This is a genomic window from Streptomyces sp. NPDC104371 (genome assembly GCF_055583785.1).
In genome coordinates, this window is sequence record NZ_JBVJNF010000006.1 from 356426 (window position 1) to 380785 (window position 24360).

21 protein-coding genes are annotated in these 24360 nt (G+C 73.0%); 20 read left to right on the plus strand and 1 reads right to left on the minus strand.

Annotation, left to right across the window (positions count from 1 at the left end; genetic code table 11):
* The first annotated feature begins 1 nt into the window (after window position 1).
* The 3 genes from ACZ60T_RS20910 (at window position 2) to ACZ60T_RS20920 (ending at window position 3916) form a co-directional block, all read left to right on the plus strand.
* Window positions 2-337: a hypothetical protein gene (locus ACZ60T_RS20910; RefSeq protein ID WP_365628384.1), complete on the plus strand. Its 336-nt coding sequence runs from the start codon at window positions 2-4 to the stop codon at window positions 335-337.
* A gap of 297 nt (window positions 338-634) precedes the next feature.
* Window positions 635-3232, plus strand: a complete 2598-nt coding sequence (gene clpB, locus ACZ60T_RS20915; protein WP_365628381.1) for an ATP-dependent chaperone ClpB — start codon at window positions 635-637, stop codon at window positions 3230-3232.
* Between the two features lie 126 nt (window positions 3233-3358).
* The gene (locus ACZ60T_RS20920) at window positions 3359-3916 is read left to right on the plus strand and encodes a type III secretion system chaperone family protein (RefSeq protein WP_469667203.1); all 558 of its coding nucleotides are present in this window, start codon (window positions 3359-3361) and stop codon (window positions 3914-3916) included.
* Window positions 3917-4087: 171 nt separating this feature from the next.
* On the opposite strand, the gene ACZ60T_RS20925 is transcribed toward ACZ60T_RS20920, so the two are convergent.
* Complete coding sequence (locus tag ACZ60T_RS20925) at window positions 4088-5284, minus strand: pyridoxal phosphate-dependent aminotransferase (RefSeq protein ID WP_469667204.1); 1197 nt, start codon at window positions 5282-5284, stop codon at window positions 4088-4090.
* Window positions 5285-6263: 979 nt separating this feature from the next.
* Here ACZ60T_RS20925 and ACZ60T_RS20930 point away from each other — a divergent pair.
* From ACZ60T_RS20930 to ACZ60T_RS21010, 17 genes are all read left to right on the plus strand, one after another.
* Entirely contained in the window at window positions 6264-6794 is a 531-nt protein-coding gene (locus ACZ60T_RS20930; RefSeq protein ID WP_365631378.1) for a DUF2617 family protein, read from the plus strand.
* Between the two features lie 36 nt (window positions 6795-6830).
* Window positions 6831-8450, plus strand: a complete 1620-nt coding sequence (locus ACZ60T_RS20935; RefSeq protein ID WP_469667205.1) for a polyamine aminopropyltransferase — start codon at window positions 6831-6833, stop codon at window positions 8448-8450.
* Window positions 8451-8546: 96 nt separating this feature from the next.
* Entirely contained in the window at window positions 8547-9362 is an 816-nt protein-coding gene (locus ACZ60T_RS20940) for an SRPBCC domain-containing protein (RefSeq protein WP_469667206.1), read from the plus strand.
* Window positions 9363-9461: 99 nt separating this feature from the next.
* Entirely contained in the window at window positions 9462-10250 is a 789-nt protein-coding gene (locus tag ACZ60T_RS20945) for an aldose epimerase family protein (RefSeq protein ID WP_365631384.1), read from the plus strand.
* 46 nt (window positions 10251-10296) lie between these two features.
* Complete coding sequence (gene pyrE, locus ACZ60T_RS20950; protein ID WP_469667207.1) at window positions 10297-10845, plus strand: orotate phosphoribosyltransferase; 549 nt, start codon at window positions 10297-10299, stop codon at window positions 10843-10845.
* 178 nt (window positions 10846-11023) lie between these two features.
* A complete protein-coding gene (gene fbaA, locus ACZ60T_RS20955; RefSeq protein ID WP_365631388.1) occupies window positions 11024-12055 on the plus strand; it encodes a class II fructose-bisphosphate aldolase in 1032 nt (343 codons plus the stop codon).
* A gap of 116 nt (window positions 12056-12171) precedes the next feature.
* The gene (locus ACZ60T_RS20960; RefSeq protein ID WP_469667208.1) at window positions 12172-13677 is read left to right on the plus strand and encodes an MFS transporter; all 1506 of its coding nucleotides are present in this window, start codon (window positions 12172-12174) and stop codon (window positions 13675-13677) included.
* Window positions 13678-13792: 115 nt separating this feature from the next.
* Window positions 13793-14206 carry a DUF3151 domain-containing protein gene (locus tag ACZ60T_RS20965; RefSeq protein ID WP_365631392.1) on the plus strand — a complete coding sequence of 138 codons (414 nt, stop codon included), beginning with the start codon at window positions 13793-13795 and terminating at the stop codon, window positions 14204-14206.
* A 151-nt stretch (window positions 14207-14357) separates the two neighbouring features.
* Window positions 14358-15206, plus strand: coding sequence for a tryptophan 2,3-dioxygenase family protein (locus ACZ60T_RS20970; RefSeq protein WP_469667209.1), 849 nt, complete (start codon window positions 14358-14360; stop codon window positions 15204-15206).
* Window positions 15199-16392 (plus strand): kynureninase, encoded by a 1194-nt coding sequence (kynU, locus tag ACZ60T_RS20975; protein ID WP_469667210.1) that lies wholly within the window; start codon window positions 15199-15201, stop codon window positions 16390-16392. Before ACZ60T_RS20970 ends, kynU begins: the two co-directional genes overlap by 8 nt.
* 219 nt (window positions 16393-16611) lie before the next feature.
* Window positions 16612-17550 carry an alpha/beta hydrolase family protein gene (locus ACZ60T_RS20980; RefSeq protein ID WP_469667211.1) on the plus strand — a complete coding sequence of 313 codons (939 nt, stop codon included), beginning with the start codon at window positions 16612-16614 and terminating at the stop codon, window positions 17548-17550.
* A gap of 190 nt (window positions 17551-17740) precedes the next feature.
* Window positions 17741-18757: an alpha/beta hydrolase gene (locus ACZ60T_RS20985; protein WP_469667212.1), complete on the plus strand. Its 1017-nt coding sequence runs from the start codon at window positions 17741-17743 to the stop codon at window positions 18755-18757.
* Window positions 18750-20003, plus strand: coding sequence for an acyltransferase family protein (locus ACZ60T_RS20990; protein ID WP_469667213.1), 1254 nt, complete (start codon window positions 18750-18752; stop codon window positions 20001-20003). Before ACZ60T_RS20985 ends, ACZ60T_RS20990 begins: the two co-directional genes overlap by 8 nt.
* A 33-nt stretch (window positions 20004-20036) precedes the next feature.
* Window positions 20037-21530, plus strand: coding sequence for a sensor histidine kinase (locus ACZ60T_RS20995; protein WP_469667214.1), 1494 nt, complete (start codon window positions 20037-20039; stop codon window positions 21528-21530).
* Window positions 21527-22201: a response regulator gene (locus ACZ60T_RS21000; protein ID WP_469667215.1), complete on the plus strand. Its 675-nt coding sequence runs from the start codon at window positions 21527-21529 to the stop codon at window positions 22199-22201. The genes ACZ60T_RS20995 and ACZ60T_RS21000 overlap by 4 nt, the downstream gene beginning before the upstream one ends.
* A gap of 118 nt (window positions 22202-22319) precedes the next feature.
* Window positions 22320-23657: a sensor histidine kinase gene (locus ACZ60T_RS21005; protein WP_469667216.1), complete on the plus strand. Its 1338-nt coding sequence runs from the start codon at window positions 22320-22322 to the stop codon at window positions 23655-23657.
* On the plus strand, window positions 23654-24325 hold the full coding sequence (locus ACZ60T_RS21010) for a response regulator (RefSeq protein ID WP_469667217.1): 672 nt from the start codon (window positions 23654-23656) through the stop codon (window positions 24323-24325). The genes ACZ60T_RS21005 and ACZ60T_RS21010 overlap by 4 nt, the downstream gene beginning before the upstream one ends.
* The last annotated feature ends 35 nt before the right edge of the window (window positions 24326-24360 follow it).

The window sequence follows — 24360 nt, forward strand, 5'->3', positions numbered from 1 at the left end:
CGTGACCACCCCTCCCGACGATCGCTCGTTCCGGCGCGAGATGGCCACCGCCTACCGCTCCGGCTGGCACTTCATCGACCTGGCCACCGCGATACCGCACAACGGTGACTCGTTGATGGTGACTGTGTTCGGGGAGCCGGTGGTGGTCACCCGTGACGAGGACGACGACGTACGGGCGTACCGGCTCATGCGGCGGCCTCGGGGGGCGCCGCGTCCCGTCCGGTGTGCCATACGGTACGGAATGATCTTTGTGAACCTCGACCAGCGCGACCATCGGCTGGCACAGTCCGAGACCCCGGACGTACGCACTCTCTCAGCTACCCCCCGCAGCGCCTGACGCGATCCCCCGTCGCAAGAATCGCTCAGGTGCTTCCCCCCGCAGCGGCGTCACCGTGACCTGAACACGGTGACGCCGCTGTCGTTTCCCCGCGTACGCGACCCGCGGTCACCCGCCCCGCCTCGCCGCTCGTGCGGCAGCGGGGCGTTCGCATGCCCGGACCGGATCGGAACTCGACCGGTCCCCCTCCCTCCCGCCACCTTGAGTGGAATAGACTCAACTTTGTGCACGTTGCTCAAGTCATCGTGCGAGTGGAGACGGCTGAGCGCTGCCGGACGCAAGGAGGAGAACGCGAACGTGGACGCCGAGCTGACCAACAGGAGCCGGGACGCGATCAACGCGGCAACCAACCGTGCCGTGTCCGAGGGGCACCCGGACCTCACCCCCGCCCACCTGCTCCTCGCGCTGCTCGAGGGGCAGGACAACGAGAACATCATCGATCTGCTGGCCGCCGTGGACGCCGACCAGGCGTCCGTACGCGGCGGCGTCGAACGCGTACTTGCCGCGCTGCCGAGCGTGACCGGCTCGACCGTCGCGCCGCCCCAGCCGAACCGCGAGCTGCTCGCCGTGATCGCCGACGCGAGCAAGCGCGCCAAGGACCTCGGTGACGAGTACCTCTCCACCGAGCATCTGCTCATCGGGATCGCCGCGAAGGGCGGCGCCGCGGGCGACGTACTCTCCCAGCACGGCGCCGACGCGAAGAAGCTGTCGGACGCGTTCCAGAAGAGCAGGGGAGGACGCCGGGTGACGACCCCGGACCCGGAGGGCCAGTACAAGGCGCTCGAGAAGTTCGGCACCGACTTCACCGCCGCCGCGCGCGAGGGCAAGCTGGACCCGGTCATCGGCCGGGACCACGAGATCCGCCGCGTCGTCCAGGTGCTGTCCCGCCGGACGAAGAACAACCCGGTCCTCATCGGTGAGCCCGGCGTCGGCAAGACCGCCGTGGTCGAGGGGCTCGCCCAGCGGATCGTGAAGGGCGACGTGCCCGAATCCCTCAGGAACAAGCGGCTGGTCGCGCTCGACCTGGGCGCCATGGTCGCGGGCGCGAAGTACCGCGGTGAGTTCGAGGAGCGCCTGAAGACCGTCCTCGCCGAGATCAAGGACTCCGACGGCCAGATCATCACCTTCATCGACGAGCTGCACACCGTCGTGGGCGCCGGTGCCGGAGGCGACTCCGCCATGGACGCCGGCAACATGCTCAAGCCGATGCTGGCCCGCGGCGAGCTGCGCATGGTCGGCGCCACGACCCTGGACGAGTACCGCGAGCGGATCGAGAAGGACCCGGCCCTGGAGCGGCGCTTCCAGCAGGTGCTGGTCGCCGAGCCGACCGTCGAGGACACCATCGCGATCCTGCGCGGGCTCAAGGGCCGCTACGAGGCCCACCACAAGGTCCAGATCGCGGACAGCGCGCTGGTGGCCGCGGCCACCCTCTCCGACCGCTACATCACCTCCCGCTTCCTGCCCGACAAGGCCATCGACCTGGTGGACGAGTCGGCCTCGCGGCTGCGGATGGAGATCGACTCCTCTCCGGTCGAGATCGACGAACTCCAGCGATCCGTCGACCGGTTGAAGATGGAGGAGCTGGCGCTGAGCAAGGAGACCGACCAGGCCTCCAGGGAGCGCCTGGACAAGCTGCGCCGCGATCTCGCCGACAAGGAGGAGGAGTTGCGCGGCCTGACCGCCCGCTGGGAGAAGGAGAAGCAGTCCCTCAACCGCGTCGGTGAGCTGAAGGAGCGCCTGGACGACCTGCGCGGCCAGGCCGAACGCGCCCAGCGCGACGGGGACTTCGACAGCGCCTCCAAGCTGCTGTACGGCGAGATCCCCACCGTCGAGAAGGAGTTGGAGGCCGCCTCGCAGGCCGAGGAGGAGGCCGCCAAGGACACGATGGTCAAGGACGAGGTCGGCGCCGACGACATCGCGGACGTCGTCGCCTCCTGGACCGGCATCCCCGCCGGACGCCTCCTGGAGGGCGAGACCCAGAAGCTGCTGCGCATGGAGGAGGAGATCGGCAGGCGGCTCATCGGCCAGACCGAAGCCGTCCGCGCGGTCTCGGACGCCGTACGCCGCAGCCGTGCCGGTATCGCCGACCCGGACCGCCCGACCGGCTCGTTCCTCTTCCTCGGCCCGACCGGCGTCGGCAAGACCGAACTGGCCAAGGCGCTCGCCGACTTCCTCTTCGACGACGAGCGGGCGATGGTCCGGATCGACATGTCGGAGTACAGCGAGAAGCACAGCGTCGCCCGGCTGGTCGGCGCCCCGCCCGGATACGTCGGCTACGAGGAGGGCGGCCAGCTCACCGAGGCGGTGCGCCGGCGCCCGTACAGCGTGGTCCTGCTGGACGAGGTCGAGAAGGCGCACCCCGAGGTCTTCGACATCCTGCTCCAGGTCCTGGACGACGGACGGCTGACGGACGGCCAGGGGCGGACGGTCGACTTCCGCAACACCATCCTGATCCTCACCTCGAACCTGGGCAGCCAGTTCCTCGTCGACCCGGTCACGAGCGCCGCGGAGAAGAAGGAGCAGGTGCTGGAGGTCGTCCGGGTGTCCTTCAAGCCGGAGTTCCTCAACCGGCTGGACGACCTGGTGGTCTTCTCGGCCCTGGAGAAGGACGAACTCCAGCGGATCGCCCGGCTCCAGATCGACCGGCTCGCTGCGCGGCTGGCCGAGCGGCGGCTGACCCTGGAGATCACGCCCGAGGCGCTGGCCTGGCTCGCGGACGAGGGCAACGACCCGGCGTACGGTGCCCGCCCGCTGCGCCGCCTCGTCCAGACCGCCATCGGCGACCGGCTCGCCAGGGAAATCCTGAGCGGCGAGGTCAAGGACGGCGACACGGTCCGGGTGGCCGCCTCCGGCGACGGCCTGACCGTGGGCCGGGCGACCGGGAAGACGCTGTAGGAGCGCCGCGCGAGTCCGGGGCCACCGGGTCGTGTCAGCCCTTGGCTGACACGACCCGGTCAGGTCTTGCCACCCCCCGCCCCGGATGAGGGAGGATGGCGGAATCCGTACGAAGGGAAGAACACGGTGAGCATCGACCCGTCCTCGATTCCGAATTTCGGGGGCCAGCCCGAACCGCAGCCGCAAGGACCGGCGGGCCCCGTCGTTCCGGATCAGGACCTTGTGAAGCAGCTCCTGGACCAGATGGAGCTCAAGCACGTTGTCGACGAAGAGGGTGACCTCGTCGCGCCGTGGGAGGAGTTCCGTACGTACTTCATGTTCCGCGGCGAGGGGGAGCAGCAGGTCTTCTCGGTGCGGACGTTCTACGACCGGCCGCACAAGATCGACGAGAAGCCGCAGTTGCTGGAGTCTCTCGACGACTGGAACCGGCGCACCCTGTGGCCCAAGGTCTACACCCACACGCATGACGACGGCACCGTCCGCCTCATCGGTGAGGCGCAGATGCTGATCGGCACGGGTGTCAGCCTGGAGCACTTCGTCTCCTCGACCGTGAGCTGGGTGCGGGCCGCCATCGAGTTCGACCGGTGGCTCGTGGAGCAGCTCGGCCTCGCCGAGGACGTCGACGGCACGGACGGTACGGACCGCACGGACCGCACGGACCGCCCCGAGACCGACGAAGAGTAGGGGGCCCGAGGCCCCCGGAGGAGAGCCCGGCCGGGGCGCGCGTCACCACGACGGCGTGCCCCGGCCGGGCTCTCGCTGTCCGTATCCGCGTCGTCCGTATCCGTGCCCGGCGCTCGCGGGGGCGCGATGTCATCCACAGGCTGTGGACAGACCTCGCGCCCGGCCGCCCCGTCAGCCCGCCAGGGCCGTGAGCCGCTGGACCGCGTCCTCCAGGACCTCCGTGCGCTTGCAGAAGGCGAAGCGGACGAAGGGGGCGCCCGCCTCGCGGTGGTCGTAGAAGACCGCGTTCGGGATGGCGACGACCCCCGCGCGCTTCGGCAGGGCGCGGCAGAAGGCGAAGCCGTCGCTCTCGCCGAGGGGGCGGATGTCGGTGGTGACGAAGTACGTGCCCGCGGGCCGGAACACCGAGAAGCCGGCCCGGGAGAGCCCCGAGGCCAGCAGGTCCCGCTTGGCGCGCAGCTCCGTCCTGAGCGCCTCGTAGTAGCTGTCCGGGAGCGCGAGGGCCTCGGCGACGGCGTACTGGAACGGCCCGGACGACACGTACGTCAGGAACTGCTTGGCCGAGCGCACCGCGCTGATCAGCGCGGGCGCGGCTGTCACCCAGCCGACCTTCCAGCCGGTGAACGAGAAGCTCTTGCCGCCGGAGGAGAGGGTCACGGTGCGCTCGCGCATCCCGGGGAAGGACGCGAGGGGCAGGTGCTCGCCGTCGAAGACCAGATGCTCGTAGACCTCGTCGGTGACGACGAGCAGATCGCGCTCGACGGCGAGGTCCGCGATCGCCTGCAACTCGTCCCGCGTGAGCACGGTTCCGGTGGGGTTGTGCGGGGTGTTGATCAGCAGCAGCCGGGTGCGGTCGGTGACGGCGTCCCGCAGTTCGTCGAGATCCAGCCGGAAGACGGCGTCAGGGCCGTCCTGCGGGCGCAGGGTGACCGGCACGCGTCGCCCGCCCGCCATGGCGATGCAGGCGGCGTACGAGTCGTAGTACGGCTCCAGGGCGATCACCTCGTCGCCGGGTTCGACCAGCGCGAGCAGGGTCGCGGCGATCGCCTCGGTCGCGCCCGCGGTGACCAGCACCTCGGTGTCGGGGTCGTACGTGAGCCCGTACCACCGCTGCTGGTGCGCGGCGACGGCCGTCCGCAGTTCGGGGACGCCGGGGCCCGGCGGGTACTGGTTGCCGCGCCCGTCGCGCAGCGCCCGCACGGCGGCCTCACGGATCTCTTCCGGGCCGTCCGTGTCGGGGAATCCCTGTCCGAGGTTGATCGCCCCGGTGCTCAGGGCGAGGGCCGACATCTCGGCGAAGATCGTCGTCCCGAACTCGGCGAGCCGACGGTTGAGGAGGGGTCGCGCGCTGGAGGTCATGGGCGCCATCCTGCGCCCAAGCTCTGGAGTTCCTCAACTCTGCTTCGGCAAGTGGGACATGGGGCATTCCCTGGTCACGAAGGGACCCACGGCGGGTCGCTTCGGGGAACCGAAGGTCGGGGGAGACGAGAGGGGGGCGACGTCATGATCACCCGTATCGGGCTGGCGGTCGTCGGCATCGTGGTGGTGTTCCTGGTGGTCAGGAGCCGTAGGACCAAGCGGGTTCCGCAGCGGCCGGTGGGGCGCGGGACGTCCGCGCGCGGGTCGGTGCGCGGGTCGTCGGGGTCGGCGCGGGGCGGGAAGCGGCTGCGCGGCGGCAGCGGTAGCAGCAGTGGTGGCAGCGCGAGCAGTGGTGGCACCGGCGGCGACAGCGGGAGCTGGTGGGCGGGGTCCGACAACGATTCGTCGTCGGGTGGGCACTCGGGCGGACATTCGGGTGGCCACTCGGGTGGACATTCGGGCGGGCATTCGGGCGGGCACCACTCGTGCGGTGGCGGCCATTCCTGCGGCGGGGGCGGCCACTCCTGCGGTGGCGGGTCCTCGTGCGGCGGGGGCGGAGGGTGCGGCGGCGGTAACTGACACCGCCGGGAGCCGGACGCGTCACTCGTCCGGCCGGGCGCGGGAGCGCACGTCAGTGGTGTCACGCGTAGGGCGTGCGCTCGGCAGCGCGCGGGATCAGGGCGTACGCCACCCCGTCCCGCGCTTCGGGCGTACGCCTTGGTCGGGCGGGTGCGCTGGGGAGCCCTCAGTGAGATGAAAACCGTACGGACTTGGGTAAAAACGCTGTTGCGGCGGCGCAGTTCGTGGTTCGCTCTCACTCATCAACGCAGCCCCCGGAGGCCCTGCGGACCCCATGACCGCAGCGCTGCTCCGGACCGGGCCCACCCGGACGTTCCGCCCGGTCGGCAGAGTCAGAGTCGGCCGATCCCCGGTGCCCGACCGGGTGCGCTGGAACCCCTCCCCCTGTGTGTCCTAGCGGAGCCGATCCATGCTCACGACCCTGAACACCTCCTACACCGATACCCGCGCGGCCGACCTCGCCTGGACCCTGGGCCGGGAGCCGCTGCCCGCGCTGGCCACGCTCGACCTCGAACTCTCCGGCGCGCAGCTCCAGTTGAGACTGCTCGGCGCGTCCCACCAGGTGCTCCTCAAGGAGGCGCGGGGCACCTGCTCGGAGACCGTGGCCTGCATCCCCGGCTCCAGCACCCCGCTGCCGCTGGGGGTCGCCGAGCGGGTCGGCGACTGGGAGTACGAATTCGCGGCCCGGGTCGAGGTCCTGTCCCCGCCCTCCTTCGAGGGCCGGGCCCAGGAGCTGCTGGCCCTGGTCTCCGACCATCCCCACGGCCTGGCGGGCGTCTTCCCCGGCAGTCCGCACGCGTTCACGGCCATGGTGGCCCAGCGCCGCGAGGGCCAGGTCCAGTGGCGCACGTGGCACGCGTACCCGCAGGACAGTCAGTTGGTGGCGACGCGAACGCGGGTGGACGTTAAGGGGCCGACGGAAGTCCACACCTGTGGGTGACAAGGTGTCTCACAAGTCCGACGTAGCGTTCCGAACGTGATCGAACCGCACGCGCCCGCACCACCCGGCGCCCCGGCCCCCTGGGGGGAGGGCGCCCTCGGTCAGGCGCGGCTGCCCGTACGCCCCGGCACCGGACGGTTCCTCGTCCTCGTCGGCGTGTTCGTCTGCGCGGCCTGCGGCCTGGTGTACGAACTCGAACTCGTCGCCCTCGCCTCGTACTTGATCGGCGACTCGGTCACGCAGGCCTCCATCGTGCTGTCCGTGATGGTCTTCGCGATGGGGATCGGCTCGCTCGCCGCGAAGCGGCTGCGCTGCCGGGCCGCCGCGGGCTTCGGCGCCCTCGAGGCGGCGCTCGCGCTCGTCGGCGGGTGCAGTGCGATGGCCCTGTACGCGGTCTTCGCCTGGGGCGGTGGCGGGCCGGGCGGCCCGCGCTGTCTGCTGGTCGTCTTCTCGCTCGCCATCGGGCTGCTCATCGGCGCCGAGGTGCCGCTGCTCATGGAGCTGATCCAGCGCATCCGCCGCCAGGACGCGGGCGGCGCGGTCGCGGACCTGTTCGCGGCGGACTACGTGGGCGCGCTGGTCGGCGGTCTCGCGTTCCCCTTCCTGCTGCTGCCGTGGTTCGGCCAGTTGACGGGCGCCCTGCTCACGGGCGCGGTCAACGCGGTCGCGGGCGGCGCCCTCGCCCTCGGCCTGTTCCGGCGGGACCTGTCCCGCCGCGGCAGACGGCTGCTGCTGGTCACCAACGTCCTCGTGCTGGCCGTGCTCGGCACGGCGGCCCTCCTGGTCGACGACTTCGAGCGGGCGGCCCGCCAGGCGATGTACGGCGGGCAGGTACGGGTCGCCTTGCAGACCGGCGCCCAGGAGGTGGTGCTCACCGGCGGTGTCCGAGGCCGCCCCCTCGCTCTCTTCCTCGACGGCCGGTTGCGGGCGAGCAGCCGCGACGAACGCCGCTACCACGAGGCGCTCGTGCTGCCCGCGCTGAGCGGCGGCCCCCACGCGCGCGTGCTGGTCCTCGGCGGCGGCGACGGCCTCGCGGCGCGCGAGGCGCTGCGGCATCCCGGCGTGCGCCGGGTCGAGGTGGTCGAACCGGACCCGGCGCTGGTCCGCCTGGCCCGCAGCGACCGGGCCCTGGCCGCGCTCAACGACCGCGCCTTCGCCGACCCGCGCGTCCGGGTGCGGACGGCGGACGCGTTCGACTGGCTGAGGCAGACCCGGCGGACGTACGACGTCGTGATCGCGGACCTCCCGGAGCCCGGCGACACCTCCAGCACCAAGCTGTACGCACAGGAGTTCTACGGCCTGGCCCGGCGGGTCCTCGCCCCCGGCGGCCGGCTGGTGGTGCACGCGGGCCCGGTGGCCGCGGCCCCGCGCGCCTACTGGACGGTCGAGACGACGATCCGCGCCGCGGGCCTGCGGACGGCCCCGTACCGCGTCGCCGGGCGCGCCCCGGAGCCCGAGCACGCGCACGCGACGGGAGGCGACTGGGGTTTCGTCCTGGCCGCCCGAAGCCGCCCGGCGCTCACCCTGGACCCGGGCGGGCCGCGCCCCCGCACGCTGACCCGCGCCGCCCTCGGGGAGGACGCGCGCGCGGTGGAGCGGACCCGGGTGCGCGGGCTGCCGGTGTCGACGCTGGTGCATCCGCGGTACGGCGGATGAGCCGGGCGCCCCGTGGCGGGCGGATACGCGGGCGGCGGTCGCGAATCCTGTGCTGCATGGGTGCGTGCCGGGCCAGGCTGGGTAGGCTCGGCTGACATGGAGCATGAGGTGTTCGTACCGGTTCCTGTCGAGCGGCTCGGCGAGGCGCTGGCCGACCCCGCCCGGGTGGCCCGCGCGATCCCCGGGTTCCAGCAGGACGCGGGCAAGGAGCCCGTCGCCGGTCGGCTGAAGGTACGGATCGGGGGCCACACGATCACCTATCGCGGCGCCCTGCGGGTCACGGGCGACGGCGACGGCCCGTACACGCTGGAGGGCGAGGCGACGGAGGCGCGCGGCAGCGGCACGGTGAAGCTGTCGCTGGCCGTACGCCTGCGTGCGGCCCCGGACGGCACGACGGTCGCCTTCACGGCCGCGGCCACGGCTGACGGCAGGATCGCGGAGCTGCCCGGTGACACGGTGACCGCGGCGGCGGCGCGGCTGCTCGGGCGGTTCGCGCAGCGCCTCGGGGAAGGGGAGGCCACGGCGGCGTCCCCGAAGTCCGCCGAGCAGCGGGCGGAGCCTCCGGCGCCGTCGGTCTTCGAGACCGAGGTGCCCCCGTCCTCCCTCGATCCGTTCGCCGACGAGGAGGACTCCGCGCGTGGTTCCGATGCCGACCGCCGTTCCGACCGCCGTGCCGCACGGGGCTTCGCCGACGAGGACGAACCCCCTGCGGAGGCGGCGCACGCCCGGCGCACGATGATCGGCCGCAGCGCCGAAGAGGTCGATCACGCGCCCCCGCGCGGCCGTTACGCCCCGGTCCCCGCCCCGGAGACCGTCGCGTCCACCGCGACCCTGCGCTGGGCAGCGCCGGCGGCGGCCCTGCTCGTGGCCTCGGCGATCGTGGCGGGACGACTGCTGCGCCGCCGCCGCTGACGGGCCGCCACAGGTGCGCCGATGGGTCACCGCAGGGCGTACCCATGCCCGTCTGCCCGTCGGCGCCCGCCCGTCGACGGGTCCCAGTAGGGTCGCCTCGTGAGCAACGACGAGATCACGTTGGCCGCGGGAGACGCGGAAGTGGTGCTGGCGCCGGGCAACGGCGGGCGCGTGACGAGCCTGCGCGTCGGCGGTACGGAACTGCTGCGCCAGGGTGAGCGGTTCGGGTGCTTCCCGATGGTGCCCTGGTGCGGGCGGATCCGGGACGGCAGGTTCCGCGACGGCGGCACGGTCCATCAGATGCCCCTCAACGCCCCGCCGCACGCCATCCACGGCACCGCCCGGGACGCCGCCTGGCGGGTGGCCCGCGCGGACCGGACCGAGGCCGTTCTCACCTACGACCTGGCCGCCCCCTGGCCCCACACCGGCCATGTCACCCAGGTCGTGTCCCTCGGCGAGGACGCCCTCACGCTCACCATGTCCGTGGAGACGTTCGCGTCCTCGTTCCCGGCCCAGCTCGGCTGGCACCCCTGGTTCAACCGCAGCCTCGGCGGCGCGGACGTACGCCTCGACTTCACCCCGGCCTGGCAGGAGGAGCGCGGCGAGGACCAGTTGCCCACCGGGCATCGCGTGGATCCGAAGCCGGGCCCGTGGGACGACTGCTTCGGCATGCCCGACGGCGTCGACGTCACGCTGACCTGGCCAAAGAAGCTGGAGCTGAACGTCACCAGCCGTGAGGAGTGGGTGGTGGTGTACGACGAGCAGCCGGAGGCGGTGTGCGTGGAGCCGCAGACCGGGCCGCCCAATGGCCTCAACACCCTTCCCCGCCTGGTCACGCCCATCGAGCCGCTGGAGGCCTCGACCACCTGGCGCTGGCGCCGCCTGTGAGGTGCGGTGCGTCACGGGGCCCTGCGGCGCCCGTAAGCTGGCCCGTATGAGTGACGTTCGTGGCGCCCTTCTGCAGCAGATCAAGGACAAGGCCGTGGTGCACGGCAAGGTGACCCTCTCCTCGGGTCTGGAGGCCGACTACTACGTCGACCTGCGCCGCATCACCCTCGACGGCGAGTCCGCGCCGCTGGTCGGCCAGGTGCTGCTCGACCTGACCGAGGACCTGGAGTTCGACGCGGTCGGCGGTCTGACCATGGGCGCGGACCCGGTCGCGACGGCCATGCTGCACGCGGCGGTGGCGCGCGGCCGCAAGCTGGACGCCTTCGTCGTCCGCAAGGCGGCCAAGGCGCACGGCCTGCAGCGGCGCGTGGAGGGCCCGGAGATCAAGGGCCGCCGGGTCCTGGTCGTCGAGGACACCTCGACCACGGGCGGCTCCCCGCTCACCGCGGTGGAGGCGGTACGGGAGGCGGGCGCCGAGGTGGTCGCCGTCGCGACGATCGTCGACCGGGACATGGGTGTCGCCGAGAAGATCCAGGAAGGCGCCGGGGTGCCGTACCTCTTCGCGTACGGCAAGGACGAGCTGGGCCTGGACTGACGGCCGGTCGGTGTCGCGGTCGGCCGGTCGGCGGTCGGTCGCGGGGTTGTCCACAGGCCGGGACGTCCGGGCCTGGCAACGGGGCAAGTCTGGAAAGATGGGGATGACGATGATGTCGCCCCCTAGGTCAGGGCCGTAAAGAGCAGTACGTCACCCCGCACATACAAGGAGCGGACAGATGCCCATCGCAACCCCCGAGGTCTACAACGAGATGCTCGACCGGGCGAAGGCAGGCAAGTTCGCCTACCCGGCCATCAACGTGACCTCCTCCCAGACCCTGCACGCTGCGCTGCGCGGCTTCGCGGAGGCCGAGAGCGACGGCATCGTCCAGATCTCCACGGGTGGCGCCGAGTTCCTGGGCGGCCAGTACAGCAAGGACATGGTCACCGGCGCCGTGGCGCTGGCCGAGTTCGCGCACATCGTCGCCGAGAAGTACCCGGTCAACATCGCGCTGCACACGGACCACTGCCCGAAGGACAAGCTCGACGGGTACGTCCGCCCGCTGCTGGCGCTCTCCGAGAAGCGCGTCGCCCGCGGTGAGAACCCGCTGTTCCAGTCCCACATGTGGGACGGCTCCGCGGAGACCCTCGCCGACAACCTCAAGATCGCCCAGGAGCTGCTGGAGCGCGCCCGCGCCGCGAAGATCATCCTGGAGGTCGAGATCACCCCGACCGGCGGCGAGGAGGACGGCGTCTCCCACGAGATCAACGACTCCCTCTACACCACGGTCGACGACGCGCTCCGCACGGCCGAGGCGCTGGGCCTGGGCGACAAGGGCCGCTATCTGCTGGCCGCCTCGTTCGGCAATGTGCACGGCGTGTACAAGCCGGGCAACGTGGTCCTGCGCCCCGACCTGCTGAAGGAGCTGAACGAGGGTGTCGCCGCCCGGTACGGGCAGCCCGCCGGCAGCCAGCCGTTCGACTTCGTCTTCCACGGCGGCTCCGGCTCCAGCGAGCAGGAGATCCTGACGGCGCTGGAGAACGGCGTGGTCAAGATGAACATCGACACCGACACGCAGTACGCCTTCACGCGTCCGGTCGCCGACCACATGTTCAAGAACTACGACGGCGTCCTGAAGGTCGACGGCGAGGTCGGCTCCAAGAAGACCTACGACCCGCGCACGTGGGGCAAGGTGGCCGAGGCGTCGATGGCCAAGCGCGTCGTCGAGGCCTGCGGCCACCTCCGGTCGGCCGGTACGCGGGCGAAGTAACCCGCTCGACGACTCGGTTCAGCCGGTGAGCGGCTGTCACGAGGAGCCCGGTGCCATCGCGGCGCCGGGCTCCTCGCCCTCTGGCCACGTGCCCCTCGCCGCGGGATGATCGCGGCATGGCTGACGTCGCGCGGCAGGTCCCCGCCGTCAGGTTCGGCTCCCCGCAGGGGAAGTGGATCCTGCTGACGACCGTGCTCGGCTCCAGCATGGTGCTGCTGGACTCCACCGTCGTCAACGTCGCCCTGCCCCACATCGGCCGCGATTTCGACGCGAGCCTCGCCGCGCTCCAGTGGACCGTCAACGCCTATCTGGTCACGCTCGCCGGTCTGCTGCTCCTCGGCGGCGCGCTCGGCGACCGCTTCGGCCGCCGCCGGATCTTCGTCCTCGGGGTCGTCTGGTTCGCCGCCGCCTCGCTGCTGTGCGGCTTCGCCCCCGGCACCGGCATCCTCATCGCCGCCCGTACGCTCCAGGGCGTCGGCGGCGCCCTGCTCACGCCCGGCTCGCTCGCGCTCATCCAGGCCTCGTTCCACCCCGACGACCGTGCGCGGGCGGTGGGTCTGTGGTCCGGGTTCGGCGGCATCGGTGCGGCCATCGGGCCGTTCCTCGGCGGCTGGCTGGTGGACGGCCCCGGCTGGCGCTGGGTGTTCCTGCTCAACATCCCGCTGGCGCTGGTCTGCGCGCCCATCGCCCTGCGGCATGTCCCCGAGTCCTCCGGCGCCCGCGCCCCCGGCCGGTTCGACGTCCTCGGCGCGGCCCTGGGCGCGCTGTCCCTCGCCCTGGTGACGTACGCGCTCATCGAGGCCCGCGGCGGTTCCCTGCCCGTGGTCGTCACGGCGCTCGCGGGGATCGCCGCGGGCGCCGCCTTCGTGTACATCGAGAGGCACCGCGACAACCCGATGATGCCGCCCGCCGTCTTCGCCTCCCGCCAGTTCACCGCGGTCAACCTGGTGACCCTCTGCGTCTACGCGGCGTTCGGCGGCTTCTTCTTCCTCACCGCGCTCCAGCTCCAGGTGGTGGCGGGCTACTCGGCGCTGCGCGCCGGTACCGCGCTGCTGCCCACGACCGTCCTCATGCTGCTCTTCTCGTCCCGCTCGGGCGCCCTCGCCGAACGCATCGGGCCGCGTATCCCGCTCACCGTCGGCCCGCTGCTGTGCGCGGCCGGGCTGCTGCTGATGCTGCGCGTCGGCAAGGACGCCGGGTATGTCGTCGACGTGCTGCCCGCGCTGCTGGTCATGGGTGCGGGCATGGTCACCCTGGTCGCGCCCCTGACGGCCACCGTGCTCGCCTCGGTGGACACCGGCCAGGCCGGTCTGGCCAGCGGTATCAACAACGCGGCGGCCCGCGCGGCCGGTCTGGTCGCGGTGGCCGCGCTGCCGCTGCTCGCCGGGATGGGCCCGGAGGCGTACCGCTCGGCGGACGCCTTCGACGCCGCGTTCCGGCGCGCGATGCCGATCTGCGCGGGGGTCCTGGTGGCCGGGGCGGTACTCGCCTTCGCCACGATCCGCCGTCAGGCACCGGACGGCCGCCGCCCCGAGTGCCGCGTCCACGGCTGCGTGACGACCCCACCGCTGGAGCCACGCCGCGGACCGGGCGCACCCGGCACGAAGCGCGAGAGGCCCTAGCCCGAGCACGCCCGGCACGAAGCACCAGCCGGGAACCGAGCACGCCCGGCACGAAGCATTAGCCAGTGCCGACACCGTCGGTCACGGTCCCGGGGTGGTGCTCCACACTGGTCCCATGACTCTTCACGAGAACCTCCTCGGGGGCCCGCCCCCGACCCGTCTCCCCGACGACCCGGAGCCGCGCGAGCTGCTCGCGAACGGGACCGCGCCCGCCGAGGTCGCCGCCCGCTACCCCGCCTCCTCGCTGGCCTGGGCGCAGTTGGCCGACGACGCCTTCGAGCGCGGCGCGGTCGTCGAGTCGTACGCCTACGCCCGAACGGGCTACCACCGCGGCCTGGACTCCCTGCGGCGGGGCGGCTGGAAGGGCCACGGCCCCGTGCCGTGGGAGCACGAGCCCAACCGCGGCTTCCTGCGCGCCCTGCACGCCCTCGCCCGCGCCGCCGAGGGCATCGGCGAGCAGGAGGAGTACGAGCGCTGCACGCAGTTCCTCAAGGACTCCTCGCCGACCGCCGCCCAGACGCTCGGCTAGCCGGGCCGGCCCCGGATCAGGGCCCGCCCGCTGCCGGGCGGGCCTTGCGGTGCGCGGGTGTGTTGCGCAGGATGCCAGGTGGGGACCGGGGCCCCCGTGCCGGCATCGGCAGGGGCGGACCGCTACCCGAGCACACCCACAGGAGACAGCGATGTCCCAACCGGCTCACCAGTCCCACGCGGCTCAGGAGCCCGAGACTCCGCATCTCGACTTCCAAGGCACGACGCCGTACGAGGACTATGTGAAGGCGGACGTCCTCACCCATCTCCAGCACACCCTCTCCGACGACCCCGGAGAGATGGTCTTCCTGGTCACCACCCAGGTCATGGAGCTGTGGTTCACCGTCCTCGTCCATGAGTGGGAGACCGCCGCGCAGGCCCTGACCGAGGACCGGGTACCGGCGGCGATCGACGCGCTGAAGAGATCCGCGCGGGAGCTGGAGGCGCTGAACGCGTCCTGGCGGCCCCTGGCCCAGCTCACGCCCGCCCAGTTCAACGCCTACCGCTCGGCCCTCGGCGAGGGCTCCGGCTTCCAGTCGGTGATGTACCGCCGCCTGGAGTTCCTGCTCGGCGAGAAGTCCGCGTCCATGCTCGTCCCGCACCGGGGCGCGCCGCGCGCCCACGCCGATCTGGAGAAGGCGCTGCACGAGCCGTGCCTGTACGACGAGGTGCTGCGGCTGCTCGCGCGCCGCGGCCACGTGATCCCGGACGCCCTGCTCACCCGCGACGTCTCCCGGCGCTACGAGCCCTCGGAGCAGGTCGAGGCGGTCTGGGCCGAGATCTACCGCGGTGATCCGGAGGGCGAACTCGCCCGGCTCGGCGAGGCGTTGACCGACGTCGCCGAACTGGTGTGGCGCTGGCGCAACGACCATCTGCTGGCCACCCGGCGCGCGATGGGCGCCAAGGCCGGTACGGGCGGCTCCGCCGGGGTGGCCTGGCTGGAGAAGCGGGCGCAGAAGAGCGTGTTCCCCGAGCTGTGGACGGCGCGGTCCTATGTCTGAACTGACGGCGAAAGCACAGGAGTTGGACGCGGCCGACGAACTGGCCGCGCAGCGCGGGCAGTTCGTGCTCGACGACGCGGTCTACCTCGACGGGAACTCGCTGGGCGCGCTGCCCGCGGCCGTTCCCGGCAGGCTGGAGGACGTCGTCCGCAGGCAGTGGGGATCGCTGCGGATCCGCTCCTGGGAGGAGAGCGGCTGGTGGACGGCGCCGGAGCGGATCGGCGACCGCATCGCCCCGCTGGTCGGGGCGGCCCCCGGACAGATCGTGGTCGGCGACTCGACCAGCGTGAACGTCTTCAAGGCCCTGGTGGCGGCCGTCCGCATGGCCGCCGAGGACGGGGACGGGCGGGACGAGATCCTCGTCGACGCGACGACGTTCCCGACGGACGGCTATATCGCCGCCTCGGCGGCCCGGATGACGGGGTGCACGCTGCGCCCGGTGACCCCGGCGCAGGTGCCCGAGGCGCTGTCCGGGCGGACGGCGGCGGTCCTGCTGAACCACGTCGACTACCGCACCGGCCGGTTGCACGATCTGCCGTCCCTGACGGCCGCCGTGCACGCGGCGGGCGCGTACGCCGTCTGGGACCTGTGCCACAGCGCGGGCGCGCTGCCGGTCGGGCTGGACGTCCACGGGGTCGATCTGGCGGTCGGCTGCACCTACAAGTACCTGAACGGCGGGCCGGGTTCACCGGCGTACCTGTATGTGCGCCGGGAGGCGCAGGACCGCTTCGACTCCCCGCTGCCGGGCTGGAACTCGCACACGGACCCGTTCGGGATGAGCGCCGACTACGCACCGGCGGCGGGCGCGCCGCGCGGTCGGGTCGGCACCCCGGACATCCTGTCGATGCTCGCGCTGGAGGCGGCGCTCGAGGTGTGGGAAGGCGTCTCGATCGAGGCCGTGCGCGCCAAGTCCCTCGCGCTCACGGACTTCTTCCTGGAGTGCGTGAGCGCGTACGTCCCCGAGGGCGCGGTCGAGTCCCTGACGCCCGCCGCGCACGCGGAGCGGGGCAGCCAGGTGGCGCTGCGCTGCGCCGACGCGGGCGAGGTGATGAAGCGACTGATCGCGGGCGGTGTGGTCGGTGACTTCCGGCCGCCGGACGTGCTGCGGTTCGGCTTCACGCCGCTGTACGTGGGCTTCGCGGACGTGGAGCGGGCGGCCCGGATCCTGGCGAAGACGCTGCGCTGAGGCGCTTCGGCGGTGGCGGGCGGGGCGGCGGGAACGTCGCGCCCGCCACCGCGGACCATCGCGCCCGCCACCGCCGGACGTCGCGTTCGCCATGGCCTCACCGTGCGTGAACAACCCCATGGGAGCGCAGGTCACCCGCCTGGTACGGTCCCCGCGGGCGGCCGGTCGGATTCCGGCCACCGCGTACCGAATTCCGTTCCGTCACTGAGAGGTTGGAGCATGCCGGACGCCGCCGCGCGCCATGATTCCGTAAGCCCGGACGGCGCGTCCGCCGATGCCGCCGACGCGGAGGAGGCGTCCCTCTTCGCGCACCCGCCGGTGGAGCCCGACGCCACCGCCGCCTACGGCGACCACCCGGACCAGGTGATCGACTTCTATGCCCCGCGGCAGGGGGAGGAGGCCGGTGGGCCCGCCCCTCTCGTGGTCGTGCTGCACGGCGGCGCGTGGCGTGCGCCCTACGACCGCCTGCACATCACCCCGTTCGCGGACTTCCTGGCCCGTCGCGGCTTCGCCGTGGCGAACGTCGAGTACCGCAGGGGCGGCCCGGACGACGGCACGCATACGCAACCGGGCGGGGACGGCGCCGAGTTGCCGGTCGCGGGCCGCTGGCCGGAGACCTTCGACGACGTCGCGGCGGCGCTCGACGCGCTGCCGGGTCTGGTCGGCGCGGCGCTGCCGCAGGCCGATGTGCGCCGCACGGTGATCACCGGCCACTCGGCGGGCGGCCACCTCGCGCTGTGGATCGCGGCCCGCCATGTCCTGCCGTCGGACGCCCCGTGGCGTACGGAGCGTCCGGCCCCGCTGCGCGGTGTCGTGGCGCTCGCCCCGATCGCGGACTTCCACCGAGCCGAGGAGCTGGGTGTGTGCGGCGGTGCGGCGGGCCAACTGCTCGGTGGACAGACGTTGTTCGCACAGCGGCAGCCCTACACGGACCCGGCGCTGCTGCTCCCCACCGGTATCGCCACGACGCTCGTCCAGGGCCGTACGGACAACGTGGTCCCGCAGGCGGTCGCCGAGTCGTACGCGGACGCGGCGGCGAAGGCGGGCGAGGTCGTCGGCCTCACCCTCCTGGAGGACGTGGGCCACTTCCCGCTGATCGACCCGGCCGCGGACGCGTGCGCGGTGGTGGCGGAGGAGATCGCGCAGCTCGCGTGGTAGCCAGGCCGCTCGCCGACGCCCGTACGGACAGGGCGAGATGGAGCAGTCGTCGGACCGCTCCGTCATACCCGTCATACCTGAGAGCTACCTCGGAGATGAGTTCTCCGGCGTGATGCCGACGACGCGTCGCGCTTCGTAACTTCCCTTCCTGAGCAGGCCGTTGAGCGGCCCGGCAGAAGGGGAGGGCGGCATGAGGCCACGGGGGAGCGGACCGGCGAGCGCCGAGACCGAGAGGGCGACGCGCGGCTCCGGGCGCCGGACGGGCGCACGCCCCGGCCGCCTGTGGCGCGCGCTGCTCGCCGCCCTGGTCGTGGGCGGTGTCGTCGTGCCCCTCTCCGCCGCCGGGCGCCCCCAGGTCCCGGCCCCGCCCCCGGCGGCGCTTCCCCCGCTGTCGGCGGCCACGCTCCCCACGGTCTACGCGGCCAACCGCGCGGGCGCCGCCGAGGCCGCGCGGATGGCCGCGGCGGCCGGTGACCGACGTCGCGCCGCGGCGGACCGCGCGCTGGCCGCCACGTCCCGGGACCTGCTGGCCTTCGACGGCCGGGGCACGGGACGCGCGACGGAGGTCTTCGGCGACCTGACCCGGGCGGAGCACATCGCGGTCCTGGTCCCCGGCTCCGACACGACCCTGGAGTCCTACGGGCGCCTCCGCGCGGGCGCGCTCGCCCTGCACCACCGCACGGGCCCCCGCACCGCCGTCATCGCCTGGCTCGGCTACGACACGCCCCGGATGCTCAGCACCGACGCCCTCACGCCGGGCCGGGCCGAGCAGGCGGCCCCCGGACTGACGCGCTTCCTGCGTCAACTGCGCGGCCTGGTGGGCCCGTCGGCTCATGTCTCGCTCCTCTGCCACTCCTACGGCACGGTCGTCTGCGCCCGCACCGCGCCCGCCGCCGACGTACGGGACATCGTCCTCGTCGGCAGCCCCGGCACCGGCGTGGACTCCGCCGCCGACCTGCACACCCGCGCCCGCGTCTGGGCGGCCCGCGGCGCCCGCGACTGGATCGCCGATGTGCCCCACACGCGGGTGACGGCGTTCGGCACGACCGTCGGCTTCGGCACCGACCCGGTGTCCCCGGCGTACGGCGCCCGGATCTTCGACGCGGGCGACGGCGGCCACAGCGACTACTTCGCACCGGGCTCGGTCAGCGTGGCCAACCTCGCGCGGATCGTGCTCGGCCGGACACCGGAGGCGGACCATGCGTGACCGGACGAGGCACCACCGGCCGGTCCTCACCGCGAGCATCGCAACCGCCCCCGCACCCAAGGCCGTTGACGTCCACCGGCCGCCGCGCCCCGTACGCACCCTCCGTACCGTGGCCCGTCGTGTGGACGCCGCCACCCCCGTGGAGCGGGACCGCGCCGTCGACGCCCTGCGGGCCTTCGCGATCCTCGGTGTCGTCGTGGGCCACTGGCTGGTGACCGCCCTGGTCGCCGACGGCGCCACGCTGCGCACCGCGAGCCCGCTGCACTTCATGCCCTGGCTCACCCCGATCTCCTGGGCGTTCCAGACGCTCGCCGTGTTCTTCCTGGTGGGCGGCCATGTGGCCACCAAGGGGTACGCGAGTGCACGCGCGCGCGGCGTCTCGTACGGGGCGTGGCTGCGCGCCCGTACGGCCCGGCTGTTCCGGCCCGTCGCCGCGGTCCTGACGCTGTGGACGGTCGCGACGGTCTGTCTGCTGGTGTCCGGCGCGGACGGCGACACGGTCCACACCCTGGTGAAGCTGGCCCTGTCGCCGCTGTGGTTCCTGCTGGTCTTCGCCGCGCTGACGGCCGCGACACCGCTGCTGACCCGGCTGAGTCCGCTGTGGCCCCTGGCCGTCGTCCTCCACGTCGACCTGATCCGCTTCGGGCTCGGCGGGCCGTCCTGGCTCGGCTGGGTGAACGTCGCGGCGGGCTGGCTCGTGCCGTACACGCTGGGCGCGAGCTGGACGCGCGGCGAGCTGACCGGCCGCCGCGCGGGCTGGGTGCTGCTGGTGTGCGGCGCAGTGGCCACCGCGGCGCTGGTGGTGTTCGCCGGTTACCCGGCGTCGATGGTCGGCGTTCCGGGCGCCGCCGTCTCGAACCTCGACCCGCCGACCCTGGCCGCGGTCACCTTCGGCCTCGCCCAGTGCGGACTGGCCCTGCTGCTGCGGGAACCGCTGCGCCGGGCGATGCGACGGCCCCTGGCCTGGGCGGCGGTGGCGCTGGTGAACCTCTCCGCGATGACGATCTTCCTCTGGCATCAGACGGCCCTGATGGCGACCACCGCCACCGGCCTGCTCGCCGGGCACCTGCCGGGCCTGCACACCGCCCCCGAGGACCTGGGCTGGGTGGCCGCCCGGCTGGCCTGGCTGCCGGTGTTCGCCCTGGTCCTCGCCCTGTGCTGGTACACGTTCCGCATCCATGAACAGGGGCCGCGCCGGGCCCGGGGCTCCCGCGTGGTGGCCGTCCGCCGGGCCGGGCGGCCGTAGTCAGGGTGATCGACAGTGCCTAGGGTGGTCCGGATGGGGGAGGCGTCGGCGAGGCGAGAACCGGTGGCCGGGCCCGAGCAGGTGGCCCGGCCCGAGAAGCCGCGCCGCTTGCGGAGGCTGTCACGGGTCCTGTGGGACGACCTGGGGACGTTCGCTGCCGCCCCCCTGCCGCCGCTGTCGCGTCCGCGCGGCCTCGGCCTCGCGCCGCATGTCCTGGTCGGCCTGATCGCGCTGCTCCTGACGGTCGCCGCGCCGAACGAACTGACCGGCGACTACGGCCTGCCCAGCGGGCTTGCCCTGGCGATCGCGCTCGTCCAGGGCGGGGCCGTCGTGCTCGCCCTGTGGCGTCCGCTGCCCGCCTGGTGGCTGTCGCTGGCGGCGATGGTCGTGGCCAACCAGTTCGCCCGGCTGACCACCCCGTCCGCCCGGTCGCCCGAGTCCACCGCGGTGCCCGCGCTCGTCGTCCCGCATCCGGTCGGCGTACCGCGTCCGCTTCCGGGTGCCGCGTCCCTGCCGCCGTGGCCCTGGACGGCACAGTCCATCCTCGCGTGCGCCGTCGTCCTGCTCCTGCTCGCTCTGCGGGCCCGCACCCGCGTCTGCGCCGAGGTCCTCGCGGTGACCGCCGCGGTGACCCTCCTCTGCGTGCCCGCCCCCGTGAGAACCTCGCAGACCGCACCGGCGGCGCTGGTCGTCTTCCTCGTCGTCGTCCTCGTCGGCGGCGTGCTGCGCGGCCGACGCGAGGCCCGGACCCGACTCGACGAACTCAGCACCGTCACCGCCGAGGAGCGCGCCCGCCGCACCCTCCTGGAGGAGCGCAACCGCATCGCCCGCGAACTGCACGACGTCGTCGCGCACCACATGTCGGTCATCTCCATCCAGGCCCAGGTCGCCCCGCACCTGGTGAAGGACCCGCCCGACGAACTGCGGGAGAACCTGGACGGCATCCGCGCGAACGCGCTGGAGGCCCTCACCGAACTGCGCCGCGTCCTCGGCGTCCTGCGCGCGGAGAACCCCGAGGACCCGTACGGCATCGGCAGCGGCACCGGCACGGCCCCCGACTCCCCGCAGCCCACCCTCGACCGGCTCGACGCCCTGGTGGAGAACACCCGCGCCGCGGGCCTGGAGGTCGAGACCGAGACCACCGGTGAGGTGCGCCCGCTGCCCTCCGGCGTGGAGCTGTCGGCGTACCGGATCGTCCAGGAGGCCCTCAGCAACGCGCTGCGGCACGCGCCCGGTTCCACCGTCCGGGTCGAACTCGGCTACGTTCCACGGGGCGTGCAGGTGCGGGTCGTCAACTCCCGCCCCACGCGCCCGGCTTCACCGTCACCGGGGGCGGGCCACGGCCTGCTCGGGATGCGGGAGCGTGCCGCGATGCTCGGTGGCACCCTCGTCACGTCCGAGACATCGAGCGGCGGATTCGCCGTGACCTGCTTCCTGCCCAGCCCGGCAGACCTCCCACCCGATGACGAGCCCGACGACGAGCCGGGTGACCGGCCCGACGGCCCGACAGGAGAAGAGAACCGATGACGAGCCCCGCCATCCGCGTCCTGATAGCCGACGACCAGATGATGGTCCGGCAGGGCTTCACGGTGCTGCTCAACGTGCAGCCCGACATCGAGGTCGTCGGGCAGGCCGTCGACGGCCTCGACGCGATCGCGCGGGCCGCCGAACTCGCCCCGGACGTCGTCCTGATGGACATCCGCATGCCCGAACTCAGCGGCATCGAGGCCACCCGCCGCATCACCGCGAAGACCCCGCACCCCAAGGTCCTGGTGCTCACCACCTTCGACCTCGACGAGTACGTGTACGACGCCCTGCGCGCCGGGGCCTCCGGCTTCCTGCTCAAGGACGCCTCCGCCGACCAACTCGCCGAAGCCGTACGGGTGGTGGCGGCGGGCGACGCCCTGCTGGCCCCCGGGATCACCCGGCGTCTGATCGCCGAGTTCTCCCGGCTCGACAGCACCCCGCGGGCCCCGCTCAAGGCACGGGTCGGAGATCTCACCGAGCGGGAGACGGAGGTCCTCGCGCTCATCGCGCAGGGTCTGTCGAACGCGGAGATCGCCGGGCGGCTCGTCGTGGCCGAGCAGACGGTGAAGACGCATGTGGGCCGCATCCTGGTGAAGTCGGGCCTGCGCGACCGCACTCAGGCCGCGGTGTTCGCCTACGAGTCGGGGCTGGTACGGCCGTCGGGCTACTGACCCCGTACCCGTACCCGAGTCCGTACCGGGCCGAGGCCCCGTAGTACTTCAGACGGATCCCCGAGGACCCCTCTCACTGGTGACGACCGCGCCCCTCTCGGCGACCTACCGTGGCCAGGTGACCGAGACACCCCAGACGCAGACCACGCGACCCGGCGGCGGGGCCGCGTCCCGCAGCATGGAGTACCGGCTGGCCGTGGACGCCCTGCGCGGGCTGCGGCAGGACCTGTTCCAGGACGCCTTCGCCTACCGGCCGCTGCCCCGGATGAGCGTCGACGGCCGACTGACCGGGCGGCTGCCGGGCCGGATGCGCGAGTACGCGGCCTGGACCCCGCACGCCGTGGTGGCGGCGCTCGGCGTGATCGGCATGCTGGTCGCCGGGTCGCACACCGGAGCCTTCCCGGTGGTACCGGCCGGGCTGCTGGTGCTGGTCCCGGTGCTGCTGACGCTCGTCCGCCCGGTCGGGGCCTTCTGGCTGTCCCTCGGGGCGACCGCGGTCTCGACGATCGGGGGGATGACACCGGACGCCTGGCCGTTCAGGCCCGGCAACTTCTTCTCCCACCTCGTCGTGCTGACCGTCGTGGCGATCCGGACCCGGCCGCGCGCGGCGGCCTGGATGTGGCTGGTCACCGGGGCCTACGGGCTGCTGGCCCAGAGCCTCTTCGGCTACGAGCATTCCTATGTCAACACCGCGCCCTTCCTGATCCTGTCCGCGTTCGTCCTGCTGGCCGTCACCGTCTGGCACGTACGGCGCGCCGCCGCGCGCGAGGTGACCGCGCACCGGACGGAGACGGCGCAGGAGCGCTCCCGGCGCACCCTGCTGGAGGAACGCACCACCATCGCCCGCGAGTTGCACGACGTGGTCGCCCACCACATGTCCGTGGTCGCCATCCAGGCCGAGGCCGCGCCCTACCGTGTGGAGAACCCGCCGCCGGAGCTGGAGAAGGCCTTCGCCACGATCCGGGAGAACGCGGTGGCGGCCCTGACCGAACTGCGCCGCGTCCTCGGCGTCGTACGCGCGGAGGACTACGAGGCCCCGGACGCCCCCCAGCCCACCCTGGCCGATCTCGACGCTCTGCTGGCCAATGTGCGGGGCGCGGGCCTGTCCGTCGAGAAGGTCACGACGGGCGCGGTGCGCGAACTCCCGCAGGGCGTCGAGCTGTCGGCGTACCGCATCGTCCAGGAGGCCCTCAGCAACACCCTGCGGCACGCGCCGGGCGCCACGGCCCGGGTGGAGATCGGCTATGTCCTCGGCGGGCTGGGCCTGCGTATAGTCAACGGCCCGCCGCCCCAGGTCAGGCCGGCGAAGTCCACGCACGGGGCGGGACACGGCATCACGGGCATGCGTGAGCGCGTCTCGATGCTGGACGGGCAGATCACGGCGGCGGTCACGGACGACGGAGGGTATGAGGTGACGGTGTTCCTGCCGACGGCCCAGGCGGAGGATCCCGCGTGACGACCGGCACGATCCGCGTACTGATCGCCGACGACCAGATGATGGTCCGCGAGGGCTTCTCGGTGCTGCTCGGGGCGATGCCCGACATCGAGGTCGTCGGGGAGGCGGTCAACGGCAGGGAGGCGGTCGAGCGGGTCCGCGAACTGGCCCCGGACGTCGTGCTGATGGACATCCGCATGCCGGAGCTGAACGGCCTCGAGGCGACCCGGGAGATCGTCGCGGCGGACGGCGCGGCGAAGGTGCTGGTGCTGACCACGTTCGACCTCGACGAGTATGTGTACCAGGCGCTGCGGGCGGGCGCCTCCGGCTTCCTCCTCAAGGACGCCTCGGCCCGCCAACTGGCCGAAGGGGTACGGGTGGTGGCCTCCGGCGAGGCGTTGCTGGCCCCCTCGGTGACCAAGCGGCTGATCGCGGAGTTCGCGAAGCTGTCCACGGGCCTGCGGCCCGCCCCCCACGCCCAGGCGTACGGCGATCTGACCGAGCGCGAGACAGAGGTGCTGGTCCTCATCGCGAAGGGGCTGTCCAACGCGGAGATCGCGACGCGGCTGGTGGTCGCCGAGTCCACGATCAAGACCCATGTGAGCCGCATCCTGGTGAAGTTGGGCCTGCGCGACCGCACCCAGGCGGCGGTGTTCGCCTACGAGGCCCGGCTGGTGACACCGGGCTGAGCCGGCCGCGGCCTCGGCGGCGCGTCTGGTCAACG

What these genes read in the sequence shown, in the direction of transcription:
- ACZ60T_RS20925 (WP_469667204.1), bottom strand. Translation starts at nt 5,284, where the DNA reads ATGGCGCCCATGACCTCCAGCGCGCGACCCCTCCTCAACCGTCGGCTC.
- ACZ60T_RS20930 (WP_365631378.1), top strand. Translation starts at nt 6,264, where the DNA reads ATGCTCACGACCCTGAACACCTCCTACACCGATACCCGCGCGGCCGAC.
- ACZ60T_RS20940 (WP_469667206.1), top strand. Translation starts at nt 8,547, where the DNA reads ATGGAGCATGAGGTGTTCGTACCGGTTCCTGTCGAGCGGCTCGGCGAG.
- pyrE (WP_469667207.1), top strand. Translation starts at nt 10,297, where the DNA reads ATGAGTGACGTTCGTGGCGCCCTTCTGCAGCAGATCAAGGACAAGGCC.
- fbaA (WP_365631388.1), top strand. Translation starts at nt 11,024, where the DNA reads ATGCCCATCGCAACCCCCGAGGTCTACAACGAGATGCTCGACCGGGCG.
- ACZ60T_RS20960 (WP_469667208.1), top strand. Translation starts at nt 12,172, where the DNA reads ATGGCTGACGTCGCGCGGCAGGTCCCCGCCGTCAGGTTCGGCTCCCCG.
- ACZ60T_RS20965 (WP_365631392.1), top strand. Translation starts at nt 13,793, where the DNA reads ATGACTCTTCACGAGAACCTCCTCGGGGGCCCGCCCCCGACCCGTCTC.
- ACZ60T_RS20970 (WP_469667209.1), top strand. Translation starts at nt 14,358, where the DNA reads ATGTCCCAACCGGCTCACCAGTCCCACGCGGCTCAGGAGCCCGAGACT.
- kynU (WP_469667210.1), top strand. Translation starts at nt 15,199, where the DNA reads ATGTCTGAACTGACGGCGAAAGCACAGGAGTTGGACGCGGCCGACGAA.
- ACZ60T_RS20980 (WP_469667211.1), top strand. Translation starts at nt 16,612, where the DNA reads ATGCCGGACGCCGCCGCGCGCCATGATTCCGTAAGCCCGGACGGCGCG.
- ACZ60T_RS20985 (WP_469667212.1), top strand. Translation starts at nt 17,741, where the DNA reads ATGAGGCCACGGGGGAGCGGACCGGCGAGCGCCGAGACCGAGAGGGCG.
- ACZ60T_RS20990 (WP_469667213.1), top strand. Translation starts at nt 18,750, where the DNA reads ATGCGTGACCGGACGAGGCACCACCGGCCGGTCCTCACCGCGAGCATC.
- ACZ60T_RS20995 (WP_469667214.1), top strand. Translation starts at nt 20,037, where the DNA reads ATGGGGGAGGCGTCGGCGAGGCGAGAACCGGTGGCCGGGCCCGAGCAG.
- ACZ60T_RS21000 (WP_469667215.1), top strand. Translation starts at nt 21,527, where the DNA reads ATGACGAGCCCCGCCATCCGCGTCCTGATAGCCGACGACCAGATGATG.